Annotated in this window: 23 protein-coding genes, 2 tRNA genes and 1 pseudogene; 10 read left to right on the top strand and 16 right to left on the bottom strand. The window is 38.4% G+C overall.

What is annotated here, in order from left to right; translation table 11 throughout:
- Window positions 1–276: 276 nt before the first annotated feature.
- The gene (locus HEQ36_RS24655) at window positions 277–1,128 is read right to left on the bottom strand and encodes a universal stress protein (RefSeq protein ID WP_053540737.1); all 852 of its coding nucleotides are present in this window, start codon (window positions 1,126–1,128) and stop codon (window positions 277–279) included.
- A gap of 660 nt (window positions 1,129–1,788) precedes the next feature.
- On the opposite strand from HEQ36_RS24655, the gene HEQ36_RS24650 reads away from it, so the two are divergent.
- Complete coding sequence (locus HEQ36_RS24650; protein WP_168636175.1) at window positions 1,789–2,613, top strand: polysaccharide deacetylase family protein; 825 nt, start codon at window positions 1,789–1,791, stop codon at window positions 2,611–2,613.
- A 158-nt stretch (window positions 2,614–2,771) separates the two neighbouring features.
- Here HEQ36_RS24650 and HEQ36_RS24645 read toward each other — a convergent pair whose 3' ends face one another.
- The 3 genes from HEQ36_RS24645 to HEQ36_RS24635 all read right to left on the bottom strand — a co-directional run bounded on the left by HEQ36_RS24645 (window position 2,772) and on the right by HEQ36_RS24635 (window position 4,014).
- Window positions 2,772–3,161: an alr0857 family protein gene (locus HEQ36_RS24645; protein WP_039205237.1), complete on the bottom strand. Its 390-nt coding sequence runs from the start codon at window positions 3,159–3,161 to the stop codon at window positions 2,772–2,774.
- Window positions 3,162–3,177: 16 nt separating this feature from the next.
- Window positions 3,178–3,696: an HNH endonuclease gene (locus HEQ36_RS24640; protein ID WP_053540739.1), complete on the bottom strand. Its 519-nt coding sequence runs from the start codon at window positions 3,694–3,696 to the stop codon at window positions 3,178–3,180.
- Window positions 3,697–3,777: 81 nt separating this feature from the next.
- Entirely contained in the window at window positions 3,778–4,014 is a 237-nt protein-coding gene (locus HEQ36_RS24635) for a hypothetical protein (RefSeq protein WP_234413245.1), read from the bottom strand.
- 83 nt (window positions 4,015–4,097) lie between these two features.
- On the opposite strand from HEQ36_RS24635, the gene HEQ36_RS24630 reads away from it, so the two are divergent.
- The 3 genes and pseudogenes from HEQ36_RS24630 to HEQ36_RS24620 form a co-directional block, all read left to right on the top strand.
- Window positions 4,098–4,433 carry a ribbon-helix-helix domain-containing protein gene (locus HEQ36_RS24630; RefSeq protein ID WP_053540741.1) on the top strand — a complete coding sequence of 112 codons (336 nt, stop codon included), beginning with the start codon at window positions 4,098–4,100 and terminating at the stop codon, window positions 4,431–4,433.
- A gap of 286 nt (window positions 4,434–4,719) precedes the next feature.
- The gene (locus HEQ36_RS24625; protein ID WP_168635782.1) at window positions 4,720–5,025 is read left to right on the top strand and encodes a GAF domain-containing protein; all 306 of its coding nucleotides are present in this window, start codon (window positions 4,720–4,722) and stop codon (window positions 5,023–5,025) included.
- 88 nt (window positions 5,026–5,113) lie between these two features.
- Window positions 5,114–5,540, top strand: a pseudogene (locus HEQ36_RS24620) (ATP-binding protein); the annotation flags it as partial.
- Between the two features lie 40 nt (window positions 5,541–5,580).
- Here the strand turns inward: HEQ36_RS24620 and HEQ36_RS24615 are convergent.
- Together HEQ36_RS24615 and HEQ36_RS24610 are read right to left on the bottom strand one after the other, a co-directional pair.
- Window positions 5,581–7,254 (bottom strand): AarF/ABC1/UbiB kinase family protein, encoded by a 1,674-nt coding sequence (locus tag HEQ36_RS24615; protein ID WP_168635783.1) that lies wholly within the window; start codon window positions 7,252–7,254, stop codon window positions 5,581–5,583.
- 509 nt (window positions 7,255–7,763) lie between these two features.
- A tRNA-Glu gene (locus HEQ36_RS24610) sits at window positions 7,764–7,836 on the bottom strand.
- Window positions 7,837–8,185: 349 nt separating this feature from the next.
- On the opposite strand from HEQ36_RS24610, the gene HEQ36_RS24605 reads away from it, so the two are divergent.
- Entirely contained in the window at window positions 8,186–10,072 is a 1,887-nt protein-coding gene (locus HEQ36_RS24605; protein ID WP_168635784.1) for a cation:proton antiporter, read from the top strand.
- A gap of 92 nt (window positions 10,073–10,164) precedes the next feature.
- Here HEQ36_RS24605 and HEQ36_RS24600 read toward each other — a convergent pair whose 3' ends face one another.
- Together HEQ36_RS24600 and HEQ36_RS24595 are read right to left on the bottom strand one after the other, a co-directional pair.
- Window positions 10,165–11,295 carry an aldo/keto reductase gene (locus tag HEQ36_RS24600; protein WP_053540746.1) on the bottom strand — a complete coding sequence of 377 codons (1,131 nt, stop codon included), beginning with the start codon at window positions 11,293–11,295 and terminating at the stop codon, window positions 10,165–10,167.
- Between the two features lie 379 nt (window positions 11,296–11,674).
- Complete coding sequence (locus HEQ36_RS24595) at window positions 11,675–12,025, bottom strand: histidine triad nucleotide-binding protein (RefSeq protein WP_053540747.1); 351 nt, start codon at window positions 12,023–12,025, stop codon at window positions 11,675–11,677.
- A gap of 96 nt (window positions 12,026–12,121) precedes the next feature.
- Here HEQ36_RS24595 and HEQ36_RS24590 point away from each other — a divergent pair, with 96 nt between their 5' ends.
- The gene (locus HEQ36_RS24590) at window positions 12,122–12,988 is read left to right on the top strand and encodes an Rpn family recombination-promoting nuclease/putative transposase (RefSeq protein ID WP_168635785.1); all 867 of its coding nucleotides are present in this window, start codon (window positions 12,122–12,124) and stop codon (window positions 12,986–12,988) included.
- Window positions 12,989–13,063: 75 nt separating this feature from the next.
- Here the strand turns inward: HEQ36_RS24590 and HEQ36_RS24585 are convergent, their stop codons facing one another.
- Complete coding sequence (locus HEQ36_RS24585) at window positions 13,064–14,257, bottom strand: pentapeptide repeat-containing protein (RefSeq protein WP_168635786.1); 1,194 nt, start codon at window positions 14,255–14,257, stop codon at window positions 13,064–13,066.
- A gap of 48 nt (window positions 14,258–14,305) precedes the next feature.
- The gene (locus HEQ36_RS24580; RefSeq protein ID WP_168635787.1) at window positions 14,306–14,722 is read right to left on the bottom strand and encodes a hypothetical protein; all 417 of its coding nucleotides are present in this window, start codon (window positions 14,720–14,722) and stop codon (window positions 14,306–14,308) included.
- 125 nt (window positions 14,723–14,847) lie between these two features.
- On the opposite strand from HEQ36_RS24580, the gene HEQ36_RS24575 reads away from it, so the two are divergent.
- Both HEQ36_RS24575 and HEQ36_RS24570 read left to right on the top strand, forming a co-directional pair.
- A complete protein-coding gene (locus HEQ36_RS24575) occupies window positions 14,848–16,380 on the top strand; it encodes a YifB family Mg chelatase-like AAA ATPase (protein WP_168635788.1) in 1,533 nt (510 codons plus the stop codon).
- Between the two features lie 164 nt (window positions 16,381–16,544).
- Window positions 16,545–17,315, top strand: coding sequence for a nucleoside phosphorylase (locus HEQ36_RS24570; protein ID WP_168635789.1), 771 nt, complete (start codon window positions 16,545–16,547; stop codon window positions 17,313–17,315).
- Here HEQ36_RS24570 and HEQ36_RS24565 read toward each other — a convergent pair whose 3' ends face one another.
- Window positions 17,316–18,071, bottom strand: a complete 756-nt coding sequence (locus HEQ36_RS24565) for a Uma2 family endonuclease (RefSeq protein WP_168635790.1) — start codon at window positions 18,069–18,071, stop codon at window positions 17,316–17,318.
- A gap of 124 nt (window positions 18,072–18,195) precedes the next feature.
- Between HEQ36_RS24565 and HEQ36_RS24560 the strand changes: the two genes are divergently transcribed.
- Window positions 18,196–19,515, top strand: coding sequence for an AAA family ATPase (locus tag HEQ36_RS24560; RefSeq protein WP_053540753.1), 1,320 nt, complete (start codon window positions 18,196–18,198; stop codon window positions 19,513–19,515).
- A 148-nt stretch (window positions 19,516–19,663) separates the two neighbouring features.
- Here the strand turns inward: HEQ36_RS24560 and HEQ36_RS24555 are convergent, their stop codons facing one another.
- Both HEQ36_RS24555 and murA read right to left on the bottom strand, forming a co-directional pair.
- Complete coding sequence (locus HEQ36_RS24555; RefSeq protein WP_168635791.1) at window positions 19,664–20,758, bottom strand: Gfo/Idh/MocA family protein; 1,095 nt, start codon at window positions 20,756–20,758, stop codon at window positions 19,664–19,666.
- Between the two features lie 127 nt (window positions 20,759–20,885).
- Window positions 20,886–22,265 (bottom strand): UDP-N-acetylglucosamine 1-carboxyvinyltransferase, encoded by a 1,380-nt coding sequence (gene murA / locus HEQ36_RS24550; RefSeq protein WP_071992814.1) that lies wholly within the window; start codon window positions 22,263–22,265, stop codon window positions 20,886–20,888.
- Window positions 22,266–22,549: 284 nt separating this feature from the next.
- Here murA and HEQ36_RS24545 point away from each other — a divergent pair.
- Window positions 22,550–22,633: transfer RNA gene (locus HEQ36_RS24545), tRNA-Leu, on the top strand.
- Window positions 22,634–23,392: 759 nt separating this feature from the next.
- Here HEQ36_RS24545 and HEQ36_RS24540 read toward each other — a convergent pair.
- The 3 genes from HEQ36_RS24540 to trpB all read right to left on the bottom strand — a co-directional run bounded on the left by HEQ36_RS24540 (window position 23,393) and on the right by trpB (window position 26,464).
- Window positions 23,393–24,022: a ribonuclease D gene (locus HEQ36_RS24540; RefSeq protein ID WP_168635792.1), complete on the bottom strand. Its 630-nt coding sequence runs from the start codon at window positions 24,020–24,022 to the stop codon at window positions 23,393–23,395.
- A gap of 91 nt (window positions 24,023–24,113) precedes the next feature.
- Window positions 24,114–24,665 carry a CAP domain-containing protein gene (locus tag HEQ36_RS24535; RefSeq protein WP_039205210.1) on the bottom strand — a complete coding sequence of 184 codons (552 nt, stop codon included), beginning with the start codon at window positions 24,663–24,665 and terminating at the stop codon, window positions 24,114–24,116.
- Window positions 24,666–25,225: 560 nt separating this feature from the next.
- Window positions 25,226–26,464 (bottom strand): tryptophan synthase subunit beta, encoded by a 1,239-nt coding sequence (trpB, locus tag HEQ36_RS24530; RefSeq protein WP_053541383.1) that lies wholly within the window; start codon window positions 26,462–26,464, stop codon window positions 25,226–25,228.
- Window positions 26,465–26,645: the final 181 nt, after the last annotated feature.

Here is a 26,645-nt window from a genome sequence, read left to right as displayed (position 1 = left end):
TTAAAGGTATGTGAAGAAAAGTAAAATCACTCAAAACTCTCTTCCTGTTCCCTGTTCCCTGTTCCCTGTTCCCTGTTAAGAGTTCCCTGTTCCCTGTTCCCAGTTAAGAGTTCCCTGTTAAGAGTTCCCTTGCCCCAACGACAATTTTTAACACCCACCTACTTATTAGCTTTTGTGAGCAATTTAAAATCGGTGGAAAAGATAGATAAGATAAAAACCCCCCTAAACTAAATATAGTGCAGGGGTTTTTATTTATGAATCGCTAATATAAAGACATTACACAGTAGTACGCACCAGAAGCACTGGACAGGTAGAGTTAACACGAACATAATCAGATAAAGATGAGCCAATTAGCCGATCTATATCAACAAAACTCTTAGCAATAGATGGGCGACGGTCCGGAGAACCAATCAATAATAAGTCTATATTCAACTCATTAGTTAAACGACAAATTTCTTCTCCTGGTTTACCACTGCTGGTAACACAACGGACTGCTACAGATTGTCTTTGAGCTTCTGCTAAAGCCATTCCCAAAACAGAATTCTTCTCGGGTTTGAGGTCAGTAATACCTGATAGTTTACCACCTAAATCTGCATTAATATTAGCTAAAACCAATTGTCCACCCGTAACACCCCGGAGTAAGAACAAAGCTAAATTTAAGCAATTTTTAGCAGCATCAGAATTATCCATTGCCACCATAACGCGCTTAATGTTCTTGACATAAATGTCATCTTTCACCAGCAACATGGGACGAGAAGACAATTGAAAAACGTACTGACTGACGGAATTGGAGAAAATTGATTGTAGTCGCTTCATTCCCCGTGAACCCATAATAATCAAATCAGCTTCCATTTCGTCAGCGACTTGACAAACCACATCCTTGGGATCACCCTGACGTAAAATTGAAGAAACTTGGCTAGGGTCTAAGTTTAAATATTGAATAGCCTTAGCCAGAATTTTGCCCCCTTCTTCCCATTTATCAGTCATTACAGACGCGGTGCTTTGTGGAGTAACAACGTGGAGAACTGTAACTTTTGCGCCTCGAAATGAAGGTAGTTCTTTCAAGTTCTTGAGCATTTCTTCCGCGTGTCCCAAACCGGAGACAGCCAACAAAATTTTTTGGATCATATTTACGTCTTTGTCGTGAGGGTTTCTGTGGTTTATTGCTGCTAGTATTGAGCCATGGCTGTGCCACGCAAGCTATCAGAATGTTTTTCTGATATGCTGAACAACCAAGTTAAGTAATTAGGCATAAATTAACTGATTAGCAGTCAAACTAATACCAACGAGCAAAAAAGTGATGAATAAGTAATTGGACAAAAATATTTACAGTCATTGCGAGGGAAGGGAAGCAATCACAACCCTTGGAATTGCTTCATTTCACTTCGTTCCATATGGCTAACGCCACGCTGCGCTAACGCAATGACATTGTGTAATTAATTCTGTCTCACTACTTATTAAGTTTCTTTACGCCTAATTACGTGAAGTTACAACTAGGTTGCCTATCATTAAGCATACTGCTAATTTTGCCTGATAAAATTAATAAAATCTGATGTTAGTTATTATTTGTAATCTATATTAATTTTTTTTAATTTAAGTTAAGTAGGTAGACATTAAAAATTATCGTGATGACAAGGGAACAGGGAACAGGGAACAGGGAACAGAAAAAAACTCATATTTTCAAACTTGAGATATAAATAATAACACTGTTTTTTCGGTCTACGCATCTTTGAAAAACATCTTTTTTTGACTGAAACTCTAAACAATATAGTAGATAACTTTAACTTTATGTCCCCAAATTATAATTCCATAAAAATAATTAGCATTGCCACAATAGTATTATCTTTAATAGCTTGTAACAACAAGCCAAATACACACCAATTAAAAATCAATAGTGAGTCTTTAAAAGTTGCCATTCCTAACAATCAAGTGAATCTCAAATCACAACCACCAGCTAAAGTTGAAACCCTAAATTTTACTGTTCCTGCTAAATATCAGGCAAAAACCGTTTATCAAGTCGCACCCAGCAACAAAGAGAAAGTCATTGCTTTAACAATTGATGATGGTCCCTGGCCAAAAACTACCGCAAAAATGTTAGATATCCTCAAACAAAATCATGTAAAAGCTACATTCTTTTGGGTAGGAACTGCCTTACAAGAAAATCCTGAAATTGGTAAACGAGTTGTTGCTGAAGGTCATGCTATTGGTAATCATACTTGGCATCATTGGTATCGAAAGATGGATCAAGCTACAGCCAAAAGTGAAATTGAAAAAACAAATGAATTAATTTATCAAACTACAGGTGTAAAAACATCTTTTTTTCGCCCCCCAGGAGGCTATTTAAACAACGGATTAGCTGCTTATGCTAAAAGCCAAAAAAACTCCGTTGTCATGTGGTCGGTGACTTCAGCAGACACCGATCCGCGTGCAAAATATCAAGTATTTGTGAAAAATGTGATCAGAGATGCTAAACCAGGAGCTATTGTTTTAATGCACGATGGTGGTGGAAATCGTGAAAGAACCGTGAAAGCCCTGCCAGAAATCATCAGCGGACTCAAACAGCAAGGCTACCGATTTGTTACAGTTCCTGAACTTTTAGAAATGCAGCAATGATACAGCACTTCCCGGTGTTATGAGGTATAAGAACCCCACCCCCAACCCCCTCCAGTATCAAAAGTTTATCCTTTTATTCCCCCCGCAGCGGGGGGATTGAGGGGGGTGCGATGAGGGGGCTAAGATGTACCTCATAAGAGCGGAAACCGCTGTAATTCTTATTCGGTGACGACAGAAGCACAGACTTGAGACTCTTGCCAAAGTTTATACAAAAAAAACTCCGCACTATAGCTCATAGTGGTGACAAACACACCTACAGCATCATCATTACCATCAGATAACCAAGAACCATCTAGGGTAACTTCTAAGTATTCAGGATCGCACTTACATAAGCCCATAATTTCACTATCATGGCGATTTACTTCCGTCTTCAGTCTTTCTACTCCTGGTAAATTAAGAGGTAGCAAAAAGGAAGCTGTGGTGGGTTCAACACGCAAAGATTGACTGACACGCAGTGCCAAAATCACTCTTTGCGCGACCCATTCTTCGAGAGATTGAGTGAGACACTCTAAATAAAAACTGTTATCGGTGTAAGTTAATTTCAGCATTCCTTTTGCTCTCCTGTTATTCCAGGTTTGCTTGCATATCCATCCAAAACTTCTCAGCAAATGTCACAGTTGGGTGAACAGGTGCTTTAGGTAATTTACGTAGAAGCATCCCAGCTTCAGCGGGTGTTTTATCGCCTTTGCGAGAATTACATTTTTCGCAAGCTATGACTACGTTATCCCAAGTATGTCGGCCACCTTTAGATCGGGGGATGACATGATCTAGGGTGAGATGTTTGTTAGTACCGCAATATTGACAACTGCTATGATCTCGTCGTAAAACCTCCCGACGATTCACTGGGGGAACTTTCCACATTCGTTCCGTCGCAGCAATTTTTAAGCGAATGTGTTTGGGTACAGAGAGGACGAATCTAGATGAGTGAATTAACCAGCCGTCTTCTGTAGAAAATTCCAATGGTTCGGCTTTATTGCTGACTAGCAACACTATCGCCCGTTTGATATTTACTCGACACAGTGGCAAGTAATTCTGGGAAAACACGACCACAGATTGCTCTAATACTTGGATTGCGCTTGTCACAGCCTAACTCCTTATAAAAAAACCCCCGCTTGTTGTCTGAGACACTGCGGGGGTTAACAATTGACCTGATGGTTTTTCGTCTTATTTTGGTACAGCATTTTTTAGCTTGTACCTCCCGCGTTTGATCTCTATTTGTGGTTTTGTATTCAGCAAATTCATGCTGGGATATTTAAAATCATAATTGCCTTTTGTTCTTTGCCCTTGATGTTGGCTATCCTCGCCCATAAATAAATTCTCCACATCCGCAGCGGCAAATTCCCAACTGCCGAGACATTTGGTTGCTTGTGAAAAGGTGGAGATGGGATAAATGGATTTCACAGAAAATTTCACCTATTGAACATTCCTTTAAACATACTACACTTGTATTACTATCCTGTCTATACCTATAAGGAGAAAAAATCATGCAGACCATTACACGCACCCCAACAACTGAGATGGAAGTTACTAGTATTCGTCTAGAACGGGAACTGAAGGAAAAACTCAAAGATATCGCTGGCAATCGGGGATATCAGTCTTTAATTCGAGATATTCTCTGGAATTATATCCAGCAAAAATCAGGTGAATGGAAACCGCGTTTTTCTAAATCTGATATTCGCGCCAGTATTGCTGCTGTGGCACAACAAGATGAGCGCTGTGTACTTACAGGTAAATTAATTGAATCGCAACAATCAATGTTATTAGGACTGACTAGGAATGGTGATATGGTTCCTCTGAGTCTTGAGAGTTTGGTTGATTAGTCGGCAGTTTTAGTTAATTTTACCCAGGCACTACCTTAGTAACTGGGTAAAATCCTAATTTTTAGCTTTATTTAAGATAATTGTACTGATTAGGTCAGGTTTCCCGTGTTAATTCGGATGTAAAAGTTGATATTTCTAGGTTAATTATAGAGGGATTACGGTTTATATCTATAAAACTCCTATTTGATTTTTGAACGGAACTCGGTACACCTTTATATTCTCGAATCCTCTTGCCTCTTGCCTATGTTTATGCCAACTCCTATTTACAGATCCGGGAAAACCAATTATGAGTCATAATTGTGAAGATGAAAATACTAGTAATTCTGCTCCTTTATTTGCTATTAAAGAGGTTCCTCATGGGATATTAATGCCATTGGAAAGTCAAGGTAAGGTTTTAGGATTTGTAGTTTTACACCAAGCAACTACTCGTAATGGGGAAACAACAGACGTAAATTTAATAGAAATGCTTTGCGCTCAATTAAGTGATGCTGTTATTCAATCCCAAAGATTGCAACAAGTGCAAACTTTAGTAGATGAACGGACTGAACAACTCCAGCGCAGTTTAGAAGTCCAAGAGACTTCCAAGAAATAAATTATCCTAAGAAACGAACCACAGAGGCACAGAGTACACAGAGAGAGAATTTCTGCATCAGTTTTGGGACATTTTTTTATTTGGAAGTCTCCAAGCAAAATTGTATGAAAGAACTAGGCAATACGTAGAACAACTACAACAATTAAATGAACTTAAAGATGAATTTGTTAGCAATATTAGCGATCGCTTGCGCTATCCTCTGACAAATATGCTTATGTCTATCCGTAATTTACGTTTACCAGGAATATCTCCAGAACGTCAAGACCGATATTTAAACATCTTAGAGTCAGAATGTACTAAAGAAATTAACTTAATCGGCTTATATCTTCGATAAATTTCGGCGTGGTAAAGGGCGCTGGATTCCCGGAACTGGTTTAGGACTGGCTTTGGTTAAGTCTTTAGTGCAACATCTCAATGGTGTAATTACTGTTGAGAGCATTCCTATCCTCAATTCTCAACTCAGTGAGATTACTTTTACACTCACTCTACCTCTATCTTCCTCACCAATTAACTGATATGTGAGGAGCGTAGGGGCGCAGGGCCTGCGCCCCTCAGTCACTTTTTGCCCAGTTTTTCTATTTTTTCGATAATTGCTAATTTTATGAGGGATTTAACTAATAAATATAGACAGAAAGCACATATACAAAAAATGGCGATCGCCCAATTATGATACTTAGAGATGATTAAGATTAACCCCGTCAATAGACTAAATCCTGTTAAACAAGCATAAATTAAGGTTTTGATGGCTAGATAAATTTGTCCTAAGATGCGATCGCTTTCAACATTTTTAACTCTTAATTGTAACTCTCCCCTTTCAACTCTTTCTGCTAATTTTTTCACTAAAACTTCAGTTTTATTCGGTTTTGTCAATTGATATTGAATAAAATCCCTAGCTTGATGGCTTAATTGAGCGATAGTATTTCCTTTACTTTTTGTGACTGCTAGACTTTTGATAAATGATTGGGATAATACTGTAGGATTATATTGAGGCTCTAAAGTTCTGGCAATCCCATCTAATGTGGTTATGGATTTTAAAATAAATGTCATTTGAGCAGGTAAGCGAAATGGTTGCTGTTCAAACATTTCATAAAGTTCAATTTTTACCTCACTCAATGCTTTAATATCTAAAGGTTTATCGGTGAATTTATCTAATAAAAATGTGACTAATCTTTTTACTGGAGTCATGTCTGGGATAGGTTCAAGTAATCCCATATTCATTAAAGTATTTACTACCTCATTACTATCCTTTTTTAAAATAGCAAAAAAAGTTTTAATCATCTCCTCTTTGTCCAAAGTTCGGACTTCTGCCATCATCCCAAAATCATAGAAGATAATACTACCATCTGAATTGACTGCCATATTCCCTGGATGGGGATCAACTTGAAAAAACCCATCTTGTAATAGTTGCTTTAAATAACAACAAATCCCCGTTTCATTTACTTTATGAATATTGATTCCGCAAGCTTCCAAAGCCGCCTTATCATTGATTTTAATTCCTGGTTTATATTCTAAAGTTAATATCTTCGTTGTCGTATATTGCCAATAGACTTTAGGGACAATAATTCGCGGATATCCACGAAAATTTTCTCTAAATTTATCAGAATTTTTACCCTCTTGAATATAATCAATTTCTTGAAACAACAAATCAAAAAACTCATTATAAATTGATTGTAAATTATACTTTCTTAATCCAGCAAAATATTTATTACAAAATTTAATTAACTGTAATAAGATTTTAAAATCTAAATTAAATAAAGCATCTAAACCCGGACGTTGGACCTTAACAACCACTTCTTCATTAGAGTATAATGTCGCCTTATGAACTTGACCTAAACTAGCAGCAGCCAAAGGATTAAAATCAAATTCTTTATAGATAAATTGGACAGGTTTACCTAATTCTAATTCAATCATCTTAATTGCTTCTTGACTACTAAAAGCCGGAACCTGATCCTGTAAAGTTCCCAAAGCTTCTATATATTCTAAGGGCAATAAATCGGCACGAGTGGACAAAGTTTGACCAATTTTAACAAAAGTGGGACCTAAATCAATTAAAGTATTCACCAGCCAAGTAGCGCGGGTTTTCTTATGTTCTAAAGAATCTTGAGGAAAAATGCTATCCCACCACAGAAATGACATAAATTTAGCCGCAGCCCTGAAAATGTCTATTTTTCGGGCTAAGGTAGAATATTTAGTTTTTTGCCAACGAAACTTTTTAGACTTTGCCATCATAAATATAAACGAAAATTGATGTCTGCATGATTGATTTTTTATAATAACTTTTTTTAAACCGTACGGACTTCTATTCCATATCACTTAATTTATTCTTATACAAGTAGGGTGCGTCAGATAGAGGAAATTTGTTTTTTGTCAAATTATTGGGTCTGACGCACCCTACAAGAGATAAAATCCACATTACATATTTGGTAAACTTGGTCAATGTGTAAGCCCTATAGTTTAACTATAGTTATTGAATTGTGACATTAGTAGCGATCGCAAAGTGAATTTGAATATAATCCTTAATTTTCACAGACAGCCTGCGTGGCAAAGCTATATTCAGTATAAAATTTTCTTACTTTAATTTTTAAACCTCTTACCTTTGCGCCTTTGCGCCTTTGCGTGAGGATAAATTCATTAAGATTGAAAATATTTATTCCTGCATTTGTATCACTATACAAAAACTACAGAAATGTTAAAAGGGATAGAAAAAGACTTTTACTCTTTCTCTATCCCTTTGATAGTACCCCCAAGGGAATTCGAATCCCTGTTACCTCCGTGAAAGGGAGGTGTCCTAGGCCTCTAGACGATGGGGGCTTGTTTCTCTTCACTTTTAACAATATAGCGGGTTTTTTTGAGAATGTCAAGAGGTTTTGGAAAGATTTTTTTAGCTGTAGGATCAAGGGGTACAAACAGGTAGGACGAATATCTAGTAGTTCGTCAAATTTATTTTGACGGGTAATGATCGGAAAAAACTTCTGTTCTTCCCTCCCCTACCCCCCCTACCTCCCCTACCCCCCCTACCCCCTCCACCCCCCCTACCCCCCCTACTTGCCTTCACCTCTTGCCTTTTGCCAAAAAAAATAATCAGACTACAATTTTTGTAAACTTAATGTTTATGATTCTTTAGAGAGGATTTTGAAATCAATGGCTCAAAATCTACAACATGGAAGCACCTTTTGAAATCACCCTCCAGATGGTGATCACTGTTTTTGCAGGCATTAGCGCCCAGGTAATGGCTGCATATTTCAAATTACCTAGCATCGTGTTACTACTCTTATTAGGCATCCTGTTAGGTAAAGACGGGCTGGGAATATTACAACCCCATTTACTAGGAACAGGATTAGAAGTGATTGTTTCCCTCGCAACAGCAATCATTTTGTTTGAAGGAGGACTCAAATTAGATCGGCAGGAGTTGGGCAAAGTTTCCCTCAGTCTCCAGTTACTCGTCACCTTGGGAACTCTGATCACCCTACTAGGGGGAAGTCTTGCGGCGCACTGGCTAGGGGAGTTTCCCTGGAATATAGCAGTGCTTTATGCGTCCATTGTTGTTGTCACCGGACCGACCGTAATTGGTCCATTAATTCAACAAATAAACGTAGATAGACAAGTCGCAACGCTATTAGAAGGCGAAGGAATTTTAATAGATCCTGTGGGAGCTATCCTGGCTTACGTTGTCTTGGATACAATTTTAAACGGTGATACAGACCCGATTAATGCCATTATTGGTCTAATTTTACGTTTCGCTGTGGGTGCGGGCATTGGTGGCGTTGGTGGATATTTAATGAGTTGGATGTTCAAACGCGCCAATTTCATCTCTTTTGAACTGAAAAATCTGGTTGTACTGGCGGTTTTATGGGTGTTGTTTGCCCTAGCGCAAATGATTCGCTCTGAATCGGGAATCATGACCACAGTGGTAGCAGGTGCGGTGTTTGCTAACTCTTCAGTTCCCGAAGAGCGGTTATTGCGAAGCTTTAAAAATCAACTGACAATTCTCAGCGTTTCTGTTTTATTCATCCTCCTAGCGGCTGATTTATCCATTGCCAGTGTCTTGGCTTTAGGTTGGGGGAGTTTATTCACCGTTTTGGTGTTAATGTTTGTTGTTCGCCCCATTAACATTATTTTGTGTACTTGGAATAGTGATCTAAATTGGCGACAGAAACTATTTTTAAGTTGGGTTGCACCCAGAGGCATAGTTTCCGCCTCTGTAGCGTCTTTATTTGCGATTTTACTGACGCAGAGGGGCGTTAATGGTGGTGATTCGATTAAAGCCTTAGTCTTTTTGACAATTATCATGACGGTTTTTTGTCAAGGTTTAACCGCTGGCTGGTTGGTTAAATGGTTACGAATTACCTCTAAAGATGCAACTGGGGCGGTAATTGTCGGCTGTAATCCCCTGGGTTTATTAATTGCCCGCTTTTTTCAAGAACGGGGAGAAAGTGTGGTGATGATTGATACTGACCCGGAACGTTTAGCCCAAGCTGAAGCCCAAAATCTGCGGGTGATTGCTAGTAGTGCTTTAGATGGGGAAATACTGGAAGAAGCTGGTATTGGTTCGATGGGGACTTTTTTAGCTATTACAAGTAATGGTGAGGTGAATTTTGTCTTAGCTCAACGGGCTGCTGAGGAATTTAATCCTCCCCGGGTTTTAGCTATATTTCCCCATCATCCCCAAGGTTCTCCCTTGGTGAATAGTAAGGTTGATCAAGCCTTTGTCTCTGATTTCCCGGTAAAAACTTGGAATGAATATTTGATGAATGGACAGGTGAAATTAGGAACAACTACACTAAATGCGGCGGAATTTGACTCTCAACATGAACATATCCAAGAAAAAATTCGAGATGGGATCTTAGTACCACTATTGTTAGAACGAGAAGAACGGTTACAGGTGATGTCTGCAAGCCAACAGTGGGAAATAGGCGATCGCATTATCTATCTATTATATGATGCCCGTCCTAATTTGTTAAAACTTCTCTCCGGTGCTAGTCAATCTACACCCCTAACTATGGAAACATTGGCAGAAGTTGAGGAAGTAAGAGTTAAAGAAGCTTAGATTTTTGGTAAATATGAATATGTCAGGCTTCGCCCCGCTTCGCTAACACGCAAAGGCGCAAAGGCGCAAAGAATCAAGGTTAAATTTTCAATTTACCCCCATAATCTTCTTCCTGCTTTCCCCTGTAATCTTTCGTGGGTATCTTTTAGTAAGGTGGGAATATCTAAATTTTCTGGACATTTGGGTAAACAATCACCACATTCTGTACAACGGTTGGCTTTCATTCCGGGAAACCAATGTCCGGCATTTTCAAACATTCCATAACGATATTTTCCATAATCTGTCATGTCATAAGCTACGGCTAAATTTCGTAATCTTAAAACTTCGGGAATATGAATATTTTCCGGGCAAGGTAAACAGGCATAACATTGACTACATTTATCGGTTAATAAAACATTATTTTGCTGATTTTCTAATTTTTCAAAAATGGCAATTTCGGCTTTTGTTAATTCATTTTGATGATCAAAAAGTTCTGGAGATATTACTAACTCTTCTGGTTTTGCTGGTCCTATACTCAAAGTATGAATGCGGTTATCACTCAGCAAAAACCGATAATTTAAATCTAATGGTGTCAATGGGTGACAGAGTTCCTTTAAAGTTTGGGATGGAGTATATAATTTTCCGCCCTTATCAGCAGGAGAAATAATAAAAACGCCCATATCTTTCTCTTTCGCTAACTGAATTGCGGGGGCATTATGTTGAAAAAAATAGTAATAATGGAGATTAACAAATTTAAAAAGATTTGTATTTATTGCTGCTAAAATTATATCTAATGAACCGTGAGTAGAAAACCCAATATGTCTCACTCTCCCATCATTTACAGCCTCCTCTACTGCTTGCATACAGCCATTTTTAGCTTGTACCCATTCTAAATGCTGCCAAGTATTTAATCCATGAATTCCTAAACAATCCAGATAATCTAAATTCAAGCGATTTAAAGATTCATCAATATACCAACGCATAGAATCAGCATCAGGTGTTGGGGGAATTTTGGTAGTAATGTGAATTTGACTGCGAGGTACTGATAAACCAGCTTTTATAGCGTTACCTAAATATGCTTCACTGTCACCGTAACCTCTAGCAGTTTCTAAATGATTAATTCCTAAAGATAAAGCTTTTTCCAGAAGTTGTTGGACATTTTCGCTATCAATTAAACAGCGCATTGTTCCCAAAGAAAAAACAGAAAGATATAAATTAGTTTTACCAAACCGACGATATTGCATATAGTAACGTAAGTTGCTAGTTAGAGAAATTGTCAGAAATGGCTAACGCCACGCTTCGCTATCAGGATGTCCAGGATTTAAGGATGTACAGGATGAGAACTGGAATTTTATCACCTATTACCAGCCTCAACTAGATAACTATACTCAAAACGGCTAGAAGCTGGACTTTTTTATCATACAAACTTTTTTATAACAAGTTCAAAGCCTCTCCCCGTTGCGGGGAGAGGTTTGGAGAGGGGTTTCATATTTGGTTAAACTATGAACCGTTTTCAGATAGCAACTTGAGTTAGTAGGTAACAAAGCAACAATTATTTGTCTATTTACTCCGTAAAAATAGCACAGAAAGCTGATTTCTGTGCATACCTGGGAAACGCTATAATTAACCTGGAGGCCAGGACATAGGACGACGACCAAGGATGTGTATATGTAGATGATGGACTGTTTGACCACCATCAGCACCAGTATTCATAACTACTCGATAACCGTTTTCTAGTCCCGCTGCTGCTGCAACTTTCTGGACTGTTAATAATAGATGTCCTAAAAGTGCTGCGTCTTCTGGTTCAGCGGTAGCTAGGTTGACTATGGGTTTTTTGGGAATAACGAGAATATGAACTGGTGCTTGGGGGTTAACATCTGTAAAGGCTAGTGCTAAATCGTCTTCATAAACAATATTCGCGGGAATTTCTTTACGAATGATTTTGCTGAAAATGGTTTCTGTGTTTGGACTCATGCAGTTTTACTTACTCATCTGTTAAAGATTTTAAGCGATCGCTCGAACAAGCGATAAAAAGTTAAGATGGTGTGTAGTCAGTGCATTTATAGTTTTATGGCCAAACCTGCGGATGTTAGTACCAAACGCTTAATTAGTCTTGCACCCAATAATTGGGTAAAATGGGTAACGCAAATCCCAGATGTGGTTGCTGGGGAAATTCTCAATTCTGAATTTCAATGGATTAGTCGAGAAAGTGATGTCCTTATCCGGGTTGAAAGTAAGGAATATGGGAAGTTTTTAGTTTTGAATGAATTACAATTGCGGTATAAACTAGAACTCCCGCGAAGGATGCGAGCTTATACAGGATTAGCTGAAGAAAAATATAAATTACCCACATATCCTGTATTAATTAACATTCTCAAAACAGGTGATGCTGAAATCCCCACGCGACTTGAATCTAATCTTGCTGGTTTACAAGTTCGTCAAGATTACCGTGTAATTAACCTGTGGGAAGTAGATGTTAACATTGCCTTAGAACAACCTTTAGCATCTTTACTGCCTTTTGTGCCGATTCTCAAAGGTGGTGAAGATGAATCTATAATTAGGGAAGCATTGCGTTTATTGCAAGCTGATGAACAATTAAATCAATTAGAAACGGTTCTTGCTTTTTTTGCTACGTTTGTATTAGATAGTTCCTTAGTTCAAGAAATTATGAGGTGGGATATGACTGTTTTACGCGAATCACCTTGGTATCAGGAAATATTGCAACAAGGAATGCAACAAGGTGAACAACAAGGAGAAAGAAAAGACAGACTCTCTAGCATTGAGTTATGTTTAGAAGTAAAATTTGGTAATGAAGGATTAAAATTCATGCCGAAAATATCACAAATATCTGATCTTGAGACACTAAAAACAATTCAACGTTCAATTCTCACCGTTGCAAGTTTACAGGAATTAAGACTTGTGATGGAAAATTCGTGATTGTTGGTTGTATCTTTGTAAATTGCTTTGTTACAGAATTGGGTTAAAAATATCTAAAGTTGATATTGATTTTACCTAATTCTTGATCTCGCCGCCTATTTGTTCAGCATTGACCGTTTGAGCATCCACAATTCCTCCTGCAAATTGGGGATTGAGTTGATAATAAATAGAAACTTTACCTGAATTTTCTGCTTGTTGTTGATTTTGCTGGTTGATTGTAGAAAATAACTGATTAATTGTTTTATCTTTATCCTCAAGTCTGGCTTGGTATTGTTCCTCTAATGTTTTTACTGACCTTTGATGTTGTGCCTCTAATGTTTTTACTGCCAATTCATAACCCTGCATGAAATCACCATGAATCTTGGTTTTGTCAGCATCAGGTGAAGCATGAATGCTAACTACAATAACTCCATCACCTTTCTTTTCAATAATCTGAATATCTAATTGAGCGTCTTGATTTTCAATTTCTATTTTCTTAAAGGAGTAGGAAAAAGCATCCCAGTCAATACCATGACGGAAAATTAAATCAATGGTATCTAAAGATTTCTGATAAAGTTTTGTGAATTCTCCAGGTGCAAAATTTCCACTACTAGGACGGCGTTCTTGTTGATTTTCTCTAAGATAAATATATTCACAAATTACGTCATCTAATTTTGTATTTTTGTTATAGTTCCAGTCTTGTATACAAGCTCCTGTAAGGGTTGCACTGGTAAAGTTTGTTTCTAGTGCTTGAGTTCTTGTTAGGTTAGCCCCATTGAATTTAGCCTCAAAGAGGTTAGCCCCATTTAATTTGGCTTCAAAGAGGTCAGCTGTATTTAAATTAGCTTTATTGAGGATAGCCCTAGTGAGGTCAGCATTGAGGAGGATAGCCTTAGTGAGGTCAGCACTAGTGAGATTAGCACTAAGAAGTTTATTTGCATAAAGTTCAGCCCTAGTGAGGATAGCTCCAGTGAGGTTAGCCGTATTGAGAACACTACTATTGAGATTAGCTCGGTTGAGATTAGCCCCGCTAAGATTAGCTTTATTAAGGTAACAAGAAGAGAGTATAGCGAGATTCAGATTAGCTCCTGAAAGGTTAGCCTCAATGAGTGAAGTTTTAATGAATTTAATGCTAGAAAGGTTTGTCACAGAAAGGTTAGCCCCAGAAAGGTTAGCCTCTCGAAGCCACAATTTACTCAAATCTGGTTTTATTTCAGGATTTTCTACCCTCCACTTATTCCAAACTTCTACCCCTTGTTTGAGTATTGCAAGATGTTCCTCATTCGCCATTTGAAAAAAACCTCAACATAATAATTATCAGAATACCAATACAATAATTTATTCAGCTTCTTGCCAACCTTTAATCGCTCCAACAATAAATGCACCAGCAGGGTTATCAATAGCTTTTTCAAAAGCAGCTAAACCACCTTCTGTAATTGCTCTGATTGCTCGTTTTTTTAGATTTGGATTACCTTCAATATGTTTAATGGCTTCTGCTGCTACTATCAACTGCTCGGATGTTGTCGTCGTTGGGTAAGTCTGCTCTAATTGCTTGAGAAGTTGCTGAATCTCTGCTGCTGCTTCCGCTAGATTTTGTTTCTGTTCTGGTGTAATGCTGATATTCCCGCCTATTTGACGTGCTGTAACTGTTTGAGCATTTACTACACCACCAGCAATGTAAGCACCTTTTAGGTCAAAGCTAGAAGTTTTACTGGTTGCGTTTGGTTCGTTTTCGTTACCTTGTATATTAGTCATAGTCTTTACCTGTTCTACCTAGCTGATTCTACCACACGATTAACTCTGCACTCTGTGATTTCACTCATTGTTAATGCACCCAAAAATCTGCTTTGATATTATCAAAGTTTATTGCTATGTAAAAAATGCTGGCTAGAGTTTGGAGTGCATCTATCATCGGGATTGACGCTGTAAAAGTGGGTGTGGAAGTTGATGTTTCTGGTGGTTTACCAGGAATTGTCATTTTAGGCTTACCAGATTCGGCAATTCAAGAATCTAAAGAACGGGTAAAAGCCACTTTGAAAAATGCGGGTTTTGCTTTTCCCATCCGAAAGATTGTCATTAACCTAACTCCCGCAGATTTGAGGAAAGAGGGACCCGCTTTTGATTTACCAATTAGCATAGGAATTTTAGCAGCTTCTGAACAAGTTAATGCCGATTTATTGGGAGATTTTTTATTTTTAGGTGAAGTTTCTCTAGATGGTAGCTTGCGTCCGGTTGCTGGTGTTTTACCTATTGCTGCAACTGCACAAAAAATGGGAATTACAGGTTTAGTTGTTCCTATTGATAATGCCCAAGAAGCGGCTGTTGTTGAAGGTTTAACGGTTTATGGTTGCAAAGATGTTGCTGATGTAGTGGACTTATTAAATAATCCTAAAAAATACCAACCTGTCCAGTTAAATCAAACAATTGAAACTTCCCAGTCAATATCTTTAAATTTAGCAGATTTGCAGGATGTCAAAGGACAAGCACACGCCCGCAGGGCTTTAGAAATTGCGGCTGCGGGGGGACACAATTTGATTTTTGTTGGACCACCAGGAAGCGGAAAAACGATGTTAGCACGGCGATTATCGGGAATTTTACCACCTTTAAGTTTTCCTGAATCTTTGGAAGTAACACGGATTCATTCTGTGGCTGGATTGTTAAAAAATCGGGGTTCTTTAGTTAGAGAAAGACCTTTTCGCAGTCCCCACCATTCCGCATCTGGTCCATCTTTGGTTGGTGGTGGCACTTTTCCCCGTCCTGGCGAAATTTCATTATCTCACAGAGGTGTACTTTTTTTAGACGAATTAACAGAATTTAAAAGAGATGTTTTGGAGTTTTTGCGTCAACCTTTAGAAGATGGTTTTGTGACTATTTCTCGAACTAAACAATCTGTGACTTTTCCCGCACAATTTACATTAGTAGCCAGTACAAATCCCTGTCCTTGTGGTTATTATGGTGATACAATTCAAGGCTGTACTTGTTCACCTCGACAACGGGAACAATATTGGGCAAAATTGTCTGGACCATTAATGGATAGAATTGATTTACAAGTAGCAGTAAATCGTTTGAAACCAGAGGAAATTACCCAACAACCAACAGGAGAAGCATCGAAATCTGTAGCCGAACGAGTAGAAAAAGCTAGAGAAAAAGCTGTAATTCGGTTTCAAAAAGAAGAAAATTTACAATGTAATGCCCAAATGCAAAGTCGTCATTTACAAAAATGGTGTCAATTAGATGATGCTAGTCGGAGTTTATTAGAAGCAGCAATTAGAAAATTAGGCTTATCTGCAAGAGCGAGCGATCGCATTCTCAAAGTAGCACGAACTATAGCAGATTTAGCAGGAGATGAAAACCTCAAACCCCAGCACGTAGCCGAAGCAATTCAATATCGGACAATTGATAGAATGCAGTAAGTAATTGGACAAAAATATTTACAGTCATTGCGAGCGAAGGGAAGCAATCACAACCCTTGGAATTGCTTCATTTCACTTCGTTCCATATGGCTAACGCCACGCAACGCTTACGCAATGACATTGTGTAATTAATTCTGTCTCACTACTTAATCAACTAGAAAAACATGAATAATAAAATGCTATATCATATTGGTTTTAGCAAAGCAGATTTAGGTGAATGTCCTCCCGAAATTGCTTTATTATCAGGTGATCCCCAGCGGGCTAATTTTATCGCCAAAACTCATTTACAAAATGTGCAGTTACTATCAGAAAATCGGGGACTTCATAGCTATTTAGGCGATTTACCCAATGGAAAAAAGATTTTATCTGCTACTAGTGGTATGGGTGCGCCTTCTTTGAGTATTGTGGTTAATGAGTTAGTACAAGTAGGTATTCAAAAAATTATTCGCATTGGTACTTGTGGCTCAATTCAACCTCATATATCCGTTGGGAGTATTGTTATTAGTAACGCGGCTTTGTGTCGTCAAGGTGCAGCTAATGATATTGCACCTGTAGAGTATCCAGCCACAGCAGATCCTTTTCTCACAGTGGCTTTAGTCAAAGCAGCACAAGAATTAAAAATTGAGCATTATTTAGGAATTACAGCATCAGTTGATACCTTTTATGAAGGACAAGAACGGACTGATTCAGCTAATCCTTATTTAATCCGATCTCTTAATGGAATTACCGAAGAATATCGCCGCTTAAATATTTTGAATTACGAAATGGAAGCAGGAATGTTATTCAAAATGGCAGGTGTTTATAACTTCGCTGCTGCGGCTGTTTGTGCTGTCGTTGCTCAACGTACCATGTCAGAAGATGTTATTTTATCAAAAAAGGATTTAGCTATCAACAATGCCATTTTAACTGCTATCCGTGCGGCTGCAAATATCTAGTTAAGCATCTTTGGGCAAATTATTGGGGTCAATTCCCTGCGATCGCAAATAAGCTATTAGCCGTTCTTTTTCCTCCCGTTCTTGTTCCGCCCGTTGACGTTCCTGTTCAATTTTTTCCACAGCCCAAGGTAATAAGTTACCTGTTTGATCCCACCATCTTAACCAATACCCAGAACGACCTTCCTTTTCCCCTCGCCAAGTTCCTAAAAACAGTCCCATTGCGTCAATCCAATGACGACCATTCTCATCTGGTTGTTTTAATTCATAACGTCCATTTTCCAGTTGATAATATTCTAATAATCCCCCATTTGGCTCAAAGATGATGTAAATGGCAACTTGTAAAATTTGTTCATAAAAAAACCATTTTCCCGGCGGATAGGTACGCTTAACTGAATATTCTCCACCGTCTTTATCTGATAAAAACTCCATCACTACAGCAGGTATATCCCCTTCCAAATTGGGTGTATAGCTTTTCCGTTCTGCTAATATCTCTTTAACAGAAGGCACATATACCCAATCAGGTGCTTTAGCCACAAATTGCTCATTTAATGTGGCACACAGCCCGAAATTGGCAGCGATTAACATCTGTGGTTGAATAAATCCACTGATTTCTAAACTTTCCCGCAAAGCCCCCGCTAAAAGTGGCTGTCCTGTATTTTCCACTGGTTCATCCTCTAACTGAAAATCATCGGGTAAGGCTTCCCAAGAGATGACCAGTCCAGTCTGTGATTTGGTTTCACTGAGTAGGGTTGCCATAAACGCCACCTTTGGTTGATTTATTTTTATTGTATCCTAATATATTTTTATTGTAAATCTCAGAAAATATATTGTATAATTTTCTCAGCCAAAAAACATTTTTATATAGTTTAAATTAAAAAATATGGATCAACCAATTCTGAAATTTATTTTTACCCAAAATTATAAAAATCTCTCGTCATCTCAATCTGTAGAGTTAAAAAATCTCAATATTTTTATAGGATCAAATGGTTCTGGGAAAAGTAATTTTATCAGCACACTAAAATTTTTAAAGGATTGTTTAACTAATGTTCCTGATGAAAGTCGTGGTATTACTAGTTTTGAAGAAGCAATTAGTAGGTTTGGTAATGATAGGATTTTAGATAATAGTGTTGATAGTCCTGCTGTAATTAAATTACAATATGGGTTTTCGGAAATATTACAATATAGTAGTCGAATTAAAAGTCCAATTCTGGATATTGATTTATTTGTAGATAGAAAAAAACAGAAATTAACTATTCATCAAGAATCTTTATATAGTGGAGATGATTTACCCAATCCAGAGTCATCACCTTTTTATTATTATAAATTTCATGATCCAAAACTGCAAAATATAGGTAAAGGTGTTATATCAGTCTATAACCAATCTGAACAGAAAGTAGGAACACATTTTGAAGTATTAGATAATATTCCTGCAAATATTTTAGGTTTAAATGCACTTTCAGAATTATTGGAAAATAGTCAAAATAAACTGATAACTACACTAACCACACCTGCTTATAAAGTTAGAAGAGAGTTAATTGCATTTATTTCTCAATGGCAATTTTATAATGCGAATAACATGGATTTGCATCAAATTAGAAATTCAGAACCAAAAATAGGAGGAAATGATATTTATTTATCTACATCAGGAAATAATTTACCTTTAGTATTTGAGAATTTAACCCAGGAAAATATTGACTTTGAAGACAGTATTAATAATGCTATGAAGTCTATTTTGCCTAAAACTCGTCGGCTACGTTCTATTCGTTCTGGGCGCTTATCATTAACACTAGAATGGCATTTTGAAGATATTAAAGAACCATTTTATCTCACAGAAATGTCAGATGGAACGGTAAGAATGTTATGCTGGGCGACTATATTATATTCTCCTATTTTACCTTCCTTATTAGTTATTGATGAACCAGAATTAGGTTTGCACGTATCTTGGATGCCAATTTTAGCAGAATGGATTAAACAAGCTGCCAGAAAAACTCAAATTATTATCACTACTCATAGTCCTGATCTTTTAGATCATTTTACAGATTGCTTAGAAAATGTTTATTGTTTTTATTCTCAAGATAAAACGCATTTTTCCATGAAAACACTCTCTCATGAAATTTTAGATCAAAAACTAGAAGAAGGATGGCAATTAGGTGATTTATATCGTGTAGGAGATCCTACTGTGGGAGGATGTCCGTGGTAGTTTGGGTATTTGCAGGTGAATGGTTACATACACCTTTGCTATTACTAAAAATAGTCCCAGAAAATTTACAAAAAAGATGTCCTTTATTTCGAGAACTTTATAATTATCTACACGATTTCTGTAGTAATTATTAGTCATCATCATTCACCTAATCTAAAAACTCTCCCAAACTTGGTACATTTACCCAACTTCCTCTTTCATGAGATTCATGGGATAAATCCATTAACAATTGCGAATAAACCCCTTCTTTTAGAGAAGGTGTAGTTTGTTGATGATTAGTAATTCCTTTTACCCATTCATCAACAACCCGAAGAAAAGCACAAATTCGCCCATCATGATAATGTTGAGGAAAGAGAAATTGTTGCGGAACTGCTATTTCTTTTAAGGATTCACCCGGTTGAGAACCCCAAATTTGAAAACCATGAATATAGTCTTTTTGATTTTTACTACCTAAAACTAATGTTCCCTTATCCCCATATACTTCTATCCAATGAGTTCTTTCTGCATGAACAACTGCACTAATAGAAACTTGACAAGGTGTACCATTTACTAATTCCAAAGATAATAAACAAGTATCATCAGTATCAACTGCTTGTAATTCCCCATTTGCAGGGTTCACTCTTTCAGAAATAGCAGTAATTAAATGAGCATTTAATTTACCAACTGAACCGAATAACCAATTAATATAATCGAAAGCATGAGAACCTAAAGAACCTAAAGCACCTCCACCTTTTTCTTTACTAGAATACCAATTCCAAGGACGAGAAGTATCAGCGCGAGAAGAACCCAACCAATCAATTTTAATTAATCGGATGTTCCCCACATAATTTGCAGCCAGAAGTTGAGCGAAAAATTGCCATTCTGGGACAAACCGAAATTCAAAATCTACAGTTGCAATTACACCTTGACTCTTTGCTAAGTGATATAATTCTTTAGCTTCGGTGACATTTAAAGTTAGAGGTTTTTCTAACAAGAGATGTTTACCAGCTTGCAAAACCTGTTTAGCCATTTCATAATGCAAAAATGGCGGTGTGGAAATGCTGACAGCTTCAACTGTGGGTAAAGCTAGAATTTCTGCTAAATTATCGCTTGCATAGGGGATATTATGACTGGCAGCAATAGTTTTTGCTTTATTAATATCTCGATGATAAACAGCGACGATTTTAGTATTATGATGTGCTTGAAATGTAGGAATATGAACTTTTTGACCAAATCCCGTACCAACAACTGCTACCCCAATCATGTTTAGTTTTTATAAAATTTACTTAATAATTGTACAGATTAATTGGATTTTCAGAAAGTTAATGGCGAAAATTATTAATAATTAAAAATAATCGCCATTAAATTCACAGAGACAAAATACTCAAACCTTAGATAGAAACTGAGGGTGGGGTAATAGTGTTATTAGCAAGTAAATCTACATCTTTCGATGCTTCATTTACGCGCAGAATTTTCGCTCCTAACTGCTGCAACTTTAGATCCAGACGATCATAGCCTCGATCTAAGTGGTGTAATCCTTGAACAATGGTTGTTCCCGTCGCTGCTAATCCGGCTATGACTAAAGCTGCGGAAGCTCTTAAATCCGTGCCTATGACTGGTGCGCCCGATAACACTGGCACTCCCCGGACAAAAGCAGTATTACCTTTAACACGGATATCCGCGCCCAGACGATTTAACTCAGAAGCATGACGCAAGCGATTTTCAAAGACTGATTCGTTAATGATACTGTCACCTTCAGCTACAGTTAGTAAAGCCATGAAAGGTGCTTGCATATCCGTAGGAAAACCAGGATGGGGCAAGGTATCAATATTTATAGCTTTGAGAGTTTTCGCTGGCAAAATCCGTAAGCAATCTTTCCCTTCCTCAATAATAGATACACCAATCTCCTGCAACTTGGCAATAACGGGGATTAAATGATCTGGTACAACAGGAGATAGAAGTAGTTCAGAACGGGTAATTGCACCAGCAATTAATAATGTTCCTGCTTCAATGCGGTCAGGAATAATAGTATAATCAGTAGAGTGTAATTTAGGTACACCGACTATCGTAATTGTACTTGTTCCTGCACCTTGAATTTTTGCTCCCATTGAGTTACAGAAGTTAGCTAAATCAACTACTTCTGGCTCTCTGGCAGCGTTGTCAATGATGGTTTCTCCATCTGCTAGGGTAGCAGCCATCATCAAGGTTTCTGTCGCACCAACACTGGGAGTATCTAAATAGATTTTTGCTCCTGTTAATCTGCCATTATTCCCAGGAACATGAGCATTGCAAATACCGTGTTCAATTAACACTTCTGCGCCCATTGCTTGCAGTCCTCTGACGTGCAAATCTACCGGTCTAGCACCAATGGCACAACCCCCTGGTAAGGGCATTTGTGCTACTCCTAGTCGAGCTAAAATTGGACCAATGGCAAAGAAACTGGCTCGCAGTTGGGTAACTAGTTCATAAGGGGCTTTAGATGTGGTAATTTCTCGCGCATCAACATCTAAAATGTCCCCTTCTCTATTTAAACGTAATCCTAAAGCTGATAAAACTTGTCCCATCCGTTCTACGTCCGCTAATAAGGGAACGTTGCGAATGCGACAATCACCGGAACAGAGGAATGTTCCAGCCATGATTACCAGGGCGGAATTCTTAGCTCCGCTAATTTTTACATGACCCCCCAAAGGATGCCCTCCACTGATTTGCAAGACTGAGGAGTCTGTTGCCAGTGAAGACTTGGCATCTGGTAAGCTGCTAGAAGAATTAATAAGCCTACCTCCAAAAGTACGTAATTATAAAGGTTTGACGTTGCTTTTTATTCTAAGTCGATTATCTTCTGGCTAAAAGCAAAGAAGAGTCTTCTCTAAGTTGTCAAATGCCATAAATGCCGTTAGATTCTATCATGCAGTATGCCAGCTTGATTGGAAAAATGGGGATTGGCTAGATGTGAACAAAATTTTAAAATTTTTCTGTCTCTATTCTGGCAAATCTTTTCTTGACAAATCAAAAAAATTAGGCAATAATGATAAACTGTTAATAAGATTCAATCCCTGCGGAACTGGCGGAATTGGCAGACGCGCTAGATTCAGGTTCTAGTGCCTTCACGGGCTTCCGGGTTCAAGTCCCGGGTTCCGCATATCAATTTTGGATGTAGCTTTTTACTAAGAGTAAGCCACAAAATAAATGATCCTGTTTTGTCATGCTGAATGTAGCGTTCGCGGAGCTTGGCGTTAGCCATAGCGAAACGAAACATCTCAAGAGATTCTTCACTACACTTCGTTTCGTAATGCCTCTGGCACGCTGCGCGAACAGAATGACATTGGGCATTTCTTTTTGTGGAGTTCTCTAAAACGTTCTTGTATAGTTAGCGGGCAGGATGCCCGCACCACAAGAAAATTTGGGATACTTTTTAAATTGGATAACTCTAAGAGGGTGTTTGAAAAGTCATAATTGCTGTATCAAATGTTCTACCCTTCCCTTATAAAGGCTATCGTGTACACACAAGTTAAATTATCCCCCTTAATCCCCCCGATGCTTTGGGGGAAACCGGAAAAATCAGTCCCCTCCCCAAAGCATCGGGGAGGGTTAGGGTGGGGTAATTTGAGGAATAATGGTGACTCCTGCTGTAAGTAGGTGAACACAATAAGGGACTTCCAAGAAATAAATTATCCTGATTAACGAACCACAGAGGCGCAGAGGACACAGAGGAATAAGGGTTTGAGAGATTTTTGCGTTAGGTGGTTGAGTATTTTTTTATTTGGAAGTCCCTAAAACCAAACTGTGTAAAGAAACGTAAAATCGCTGAAAACTTCTTTACTCTTGCCTCTTGTCTCTTGCCTCTTGCCTCTTGCCCCTTGCCTTGCTATAACGACAATTTTCAACGCCAACCTACTTATCAATGTTCAAATAAATCCTTGAATTGTAATAAATCTAAAGTAACTATTGTGGGTAAAACTTGAAAACATTCTTGGGCAACTTGCGAACGTTCTTCCCGTTCTAACATAGTTGTAAGCTTTTCTCGTACACTTAACAAATAACGGACATCATTAGCCGCATAACTTAATTGTGCATCAGATAAATTACTAGCATTACCCCAATCAGAACATTGGGAACTTTTGTCTAATTCCACTTTTTCCAACTCTAAAACCACATCTTTTAAACCATGACGATTTGTATAAGTTCTAGCTAACTTACTAGCAATTTTAGTACAAAAAATGGGCTGTACAATAATATCTAAATTCTGCCGTAAAGTAGCAACATCAAATCTGGCAAAGTGGAAAACCTTGACAATATCAGTTGCTTCCATTAAAACTTTCAAATTTGGTGCTACCGTTTGTCCTCTAGAGATCCGAATGGCTGTGACTTGTCCTTCCGGGTTGCAGAGTTGAACTAGACATAAGCGATCGCGCCCAGGTAAAAGTCCCATCGTTTCCGTATCAACAGCGATCGCCGGAGATCTTAAATACTCAGCCAGAATTTCATCACTTAAGTCGCGATCGCTAACCTGAAAATCTTGTAATGTCATGAACTTATCAAATATAAATTATCTTTATTTTGCCAGACAACATGACCCAAAATTTCTTTCTTCCGCCTGACTCCTACCCCATCAGCAACCCCTACTTATTAGCATTCAAAAATATTTGCGTTAAATACACTTCCCCCTTCTGATTAGTAGCCACACCAACCCCAGTTAAATTATATTTACCCTGAAGATTCTTCAGATGACCGGGACTTTTTAACCAACCAGAAACCGCCTCATTGGCAGGATTGCTATATCCAGTATTATAAGCCACATTTTCTGCCGCACTAGTGTATTTAAGAGGAATCGCCATCACCCGCTGTTCAAATCCTTGATGGCTAAAAGGAACTTCACCCGTCGCCATATTTTGACTGTGAATCCTGGCTTGCTGACTGATTTTTTCGCTTAAATTTAGTTGTTTTAGCCCGCGTTTTGCCCGATATTGATTAATTTGAGTAAAAACCGATTTCTCTAAATTAGTAGTTTCAAACCCAAGATTAGATATTTTGGCTTGACTTGTCACCAGTGATGAAGGCTGATATCCGCCAGTTTGTTTAGCAGAACTATTATCTGGATTCGCAGCAGTCATATAGCCACTAGCGATGACAAGCGTACTTAAAGCGATGCCAAAAGCAGTTTGTCGTAACATAGATTTTTAAGCTAAGTAATGTATGGATTTACTGGATATATACCCTATCTTCTGATTATCAGAATACTTACCAGGATACTATTTGCCGAATATAAACTAAAGAATCATCAAATTTTCACAATTCAAAGCAGTCATATCTCACTCATGACTATAAAACTAATAGATGTTATTTACACTACATTATTAATCAAAATCATTAGTAATAAATAGTATCCAATGATAGATGTCATAGATACTATTTTTATTAATCAATTATTTTTGACAAAAACTTACAGCAGGAGTCAGGAGGAAGAATTAGATCAAGATAGGAATAGCAGTCAACTTAAGCTCAAATCCCTACCACATCTCGTTCCTAGTCTCTGACTAGGAATGCAGTTAATGAGGCTCTGCCTCTAATATTATTGAAGGCAGAGCCTTCTAGAATTCATTCCCAGTCAGAGACTGGGAATGAGATGACTTGAGTTCTTTGCGGGATAGAGGTTTTACGTTAAGTTGACACCAATGAGCATGAGCTAAACCCCTACCTTGTGAATCAAATAATTAAGCCGTGTTGGGTATAATTAGTGAATTAAGAACTTAGCCGCCGTTTGCACATCCTTATCGCCGCGCCCAGAACAGTTGATAATGAGATTAGGACTACCAGCAAGTTGAGGACAGAGAGTTTCCAGGTAAGCGATCGCATGAGAAGTTTCCAAAGCTGGTATAATACCCTCCAACTTCGACAACCGTTGGAACGCTTCCAAAGCCTCAGCATCCGTTACACTGTAATATTCAGCCCTGCCAATATCCTTCATATAACTGTGTTCAGGACCAACGCCAGGATAATCCAACCCAGCACTAATAGAATGGGGTTCAATCACCTGTCCATCATCATCCTGCAAAAGATAACTCATCGAACCATGTAACACACCAACCTGTCCCTTTGTCAGAGTAGCTGCGTGTTTGCCAGTATCCACACCCTCACCAGCAGCCTCCACCCCAATTAACCGCACAGACGATTCTTTCACAAACTCGTGAAATAGTCCCATAGCATTAGAACCACCACCCACACAAGCCACCAGAATATCAGGCAACCCACCCCATTTTTCCATCGCTTGAGCGCGAGTTTCCTCACCAATCACCGCATGAAAATCCCGAACCATCATCGGGTAAGGATGGGGACCAGCCACAGAACCCAGGATGTAATGGGTCGTTTCCACATTCGTTACCCAGTCCCGGATGGCTTCAGAAGTGGCATCTTTGAGAGTTCCCGTCCCCGCAGACACCGGACGAACTTCCGCCCCCATCAGCCGCATTCTGAACACATTTAAAGATTGGCGTTCCATGTCGTGAACACCCATGTAAATAATACATTCCAAACCAAACCGAGCGCAAACAGTCGCCGTTGCTACACCATGTTGTCCTGCACCAGTTTCCGCAATAATCCGCCGTTTACCCATACGCTTGGCTAATAATACCTGACCGAGAGCATTATTAATCTTATGTGCGCCAGTATGGTTCAAATCTTCCCGCTTCAAGTAGATTTGCGCCCCTGTACCATCAGGACGAGCATAATTAGCAGTCAGCCTTTCAGCAAAGTACAAAGGAGTAGCCCGTCCGACATAATCTTTCAATAAACCTTGTAATTCAGCTTGAAAAGCCGATTCATGGCGATACTTCTGATATGCTGCTTCTAATTCAGCCAACGCCGGCATCAAAGTTTCAGGAACATACTTACCACCAAAGCTGCCAAAACGTCCTAGAGTATCAGGTACTGAAGCCGTTTGTGAGAAATGAGGAGAGAGAGGAGTAGTAGTCACGGATTGGGTAAAATAAGAGAACAAAGTTAATTGTAATTCTAGAACAATATTGTAGTCAGGGCTTCTAGCTAGTCCCCCCTTCCCAATCTCCACAATTCTCGTTTCTCGTTCCCAGTCTCTGACTGGGAATGCCATTTTAGAGGTTCTACCTCCAGTTAGGGACTTCCAAGAAATAAATTAT

The organism is Anabaena sp. 54, from assembly GCF_017355725.1.
GTDB lineage: Bacteria > Cyanobacteriota > Cyanobacteriia > Cyanobacteriales > Nostocaceae > Dolichospermum > Dolichospermum heterosporum.
The sequence above is the reverse complement of the archived record's forward strand: the minus strand, read 5'-3'. Positions and strand labels throughout refer to the sequence as shown.

Bases quoted from the DNA above. Each gene is read 5' to 3' on its own strand.
- HEQ36_RS24655 (WP_053540737.1), bottom strand. From the start codon at position 1,128: ATGATCCAAAAAATTTTGTTGGCTGTCTCCGGTTTGGGACACGCGGAA.
- HEQ36_RS24650 (WP_168636175.1), top strand. From the start codon at position 1,789: ATGTCCCCAAATTATAATTCCATAAAAATAATTAGCATTGCCACAATA.
- HEQ36_RS24645 (WP_039205237.1), bottom strand. From the start codon at position 3,161: ATGCTGAAATTAACTTACACCGATAACAGTTTTTATTTAGAGTGTCTC.
- HEQ36_RS24630 (WP_053540741.1), top strand. From the start codon at position 4,098: ATGCAGACCATTACACGCACCCCAACAACTGAGATGGAAGTTACTAGT.
- HEQ36_RS24625 (WP_168635782.1), top strand. From the start codon at position 4,720: ATGAGTCATAATTGTGAAGATGAAAATACTAGTAATTCTGCTCCTTTA.
- HEQ36_RS24615 (WP_168635783.1), bottom strand. From the start codon at position 7,254: ATGATGGCAAAGTCTAAAAAGTTTCGTTGGCAAAAAACTAAATATTCT.
- HEQ36_RS24605 (WP_168635784.1), top strand. From the start codon at position 8,186: ATGGAAGCACCTTTTGAAATCACCCTCCAGATGGTGATCACTGTTTTT.
- HEQ36_RS24600 (WP_053540746.1), bottom strand. From the start codon at position 11,295: ATGCAATATCGTCGGTTTGGTAAAACTAATTTATATCTTTCTGTTTTT.
- HEQ36_RS24595 (WP_053540747.1), bottom strand. From the start codon at position 12,025: ATGAGTCCAAACACAGAAACCATTTTCAGCAAAATCATTCGTAAAGAA.
- HEQ36_RS24590 (WP_168635785.1), top strand. From the start codon at position 12,122: ATGGCCAAACCTGCGGATGTTAGTACCAAACGCTTAATTAGTCTTGCA.
- HEQ36_RS24585 (WP_168635786.1), bottom strand. From the start codon at position 14,257: ATGGCGAATGAGGAACATCTTGCAATACTCAAACAAGGGGTAGAAGTT.
- HEQ36_RS24580 (WP_168635787.1), bottom strand. From the start codon at position 14,722: ATGACTAATATACAAGGTAACGAAAACGAACCAAACGCAACCAGTAAA.
- HEQ36_RS24575 (WP_168635788.1), top strand. From the start codon at position 14,848: ATGCTGGCTAGAGTTTGGAGTGCATCTATCATCGGGATTGACGCTGTA.
- HEQ36_RS24570 (WP_168635789.1), top strand. From the start codon at position 16,545: ATGAATAATAAAATGCTATATCATATTGGTTTTAGCAAAGCAGATTTA.
- HEQ36_RS24565 (WP_168635790.1), bottom strand. From the start codon at position 18,071: ATGGCAACCCTACTCAGTGAAACCAAATCACAGACTGGACTGGTCATC.
- HEQ36_RS24560 (WP_053540753.1), top strand. From the start codon at position 18,196: ATGGATCAACCAATTCTGAAATTTATTTTTACCCAAAATTATAAAAAT.
- HEQ36_RS24555 (WP_168635791.1), bottom strand. From the start codon at position 20,758: ATGATTGGGGTAGCAGTTGTTGGTACGGGATTTGGTCAAAAAGTTCAT.
- HEQ36_RS24540 (WP_168635792.1), bottom strand. From the start codon at position 24,022: ATGACATTACAAGATTTTCAGGTTAGCGATCGCGACTTAAGTGATGAA.
- HEQ36_RS24535 (WP_039205210.1), bottom strand. From the start codon at position 24,665: ATGTTACGACAAACTGCTTTTGGCATCGCTTTAAGTACGCTTGTCATC.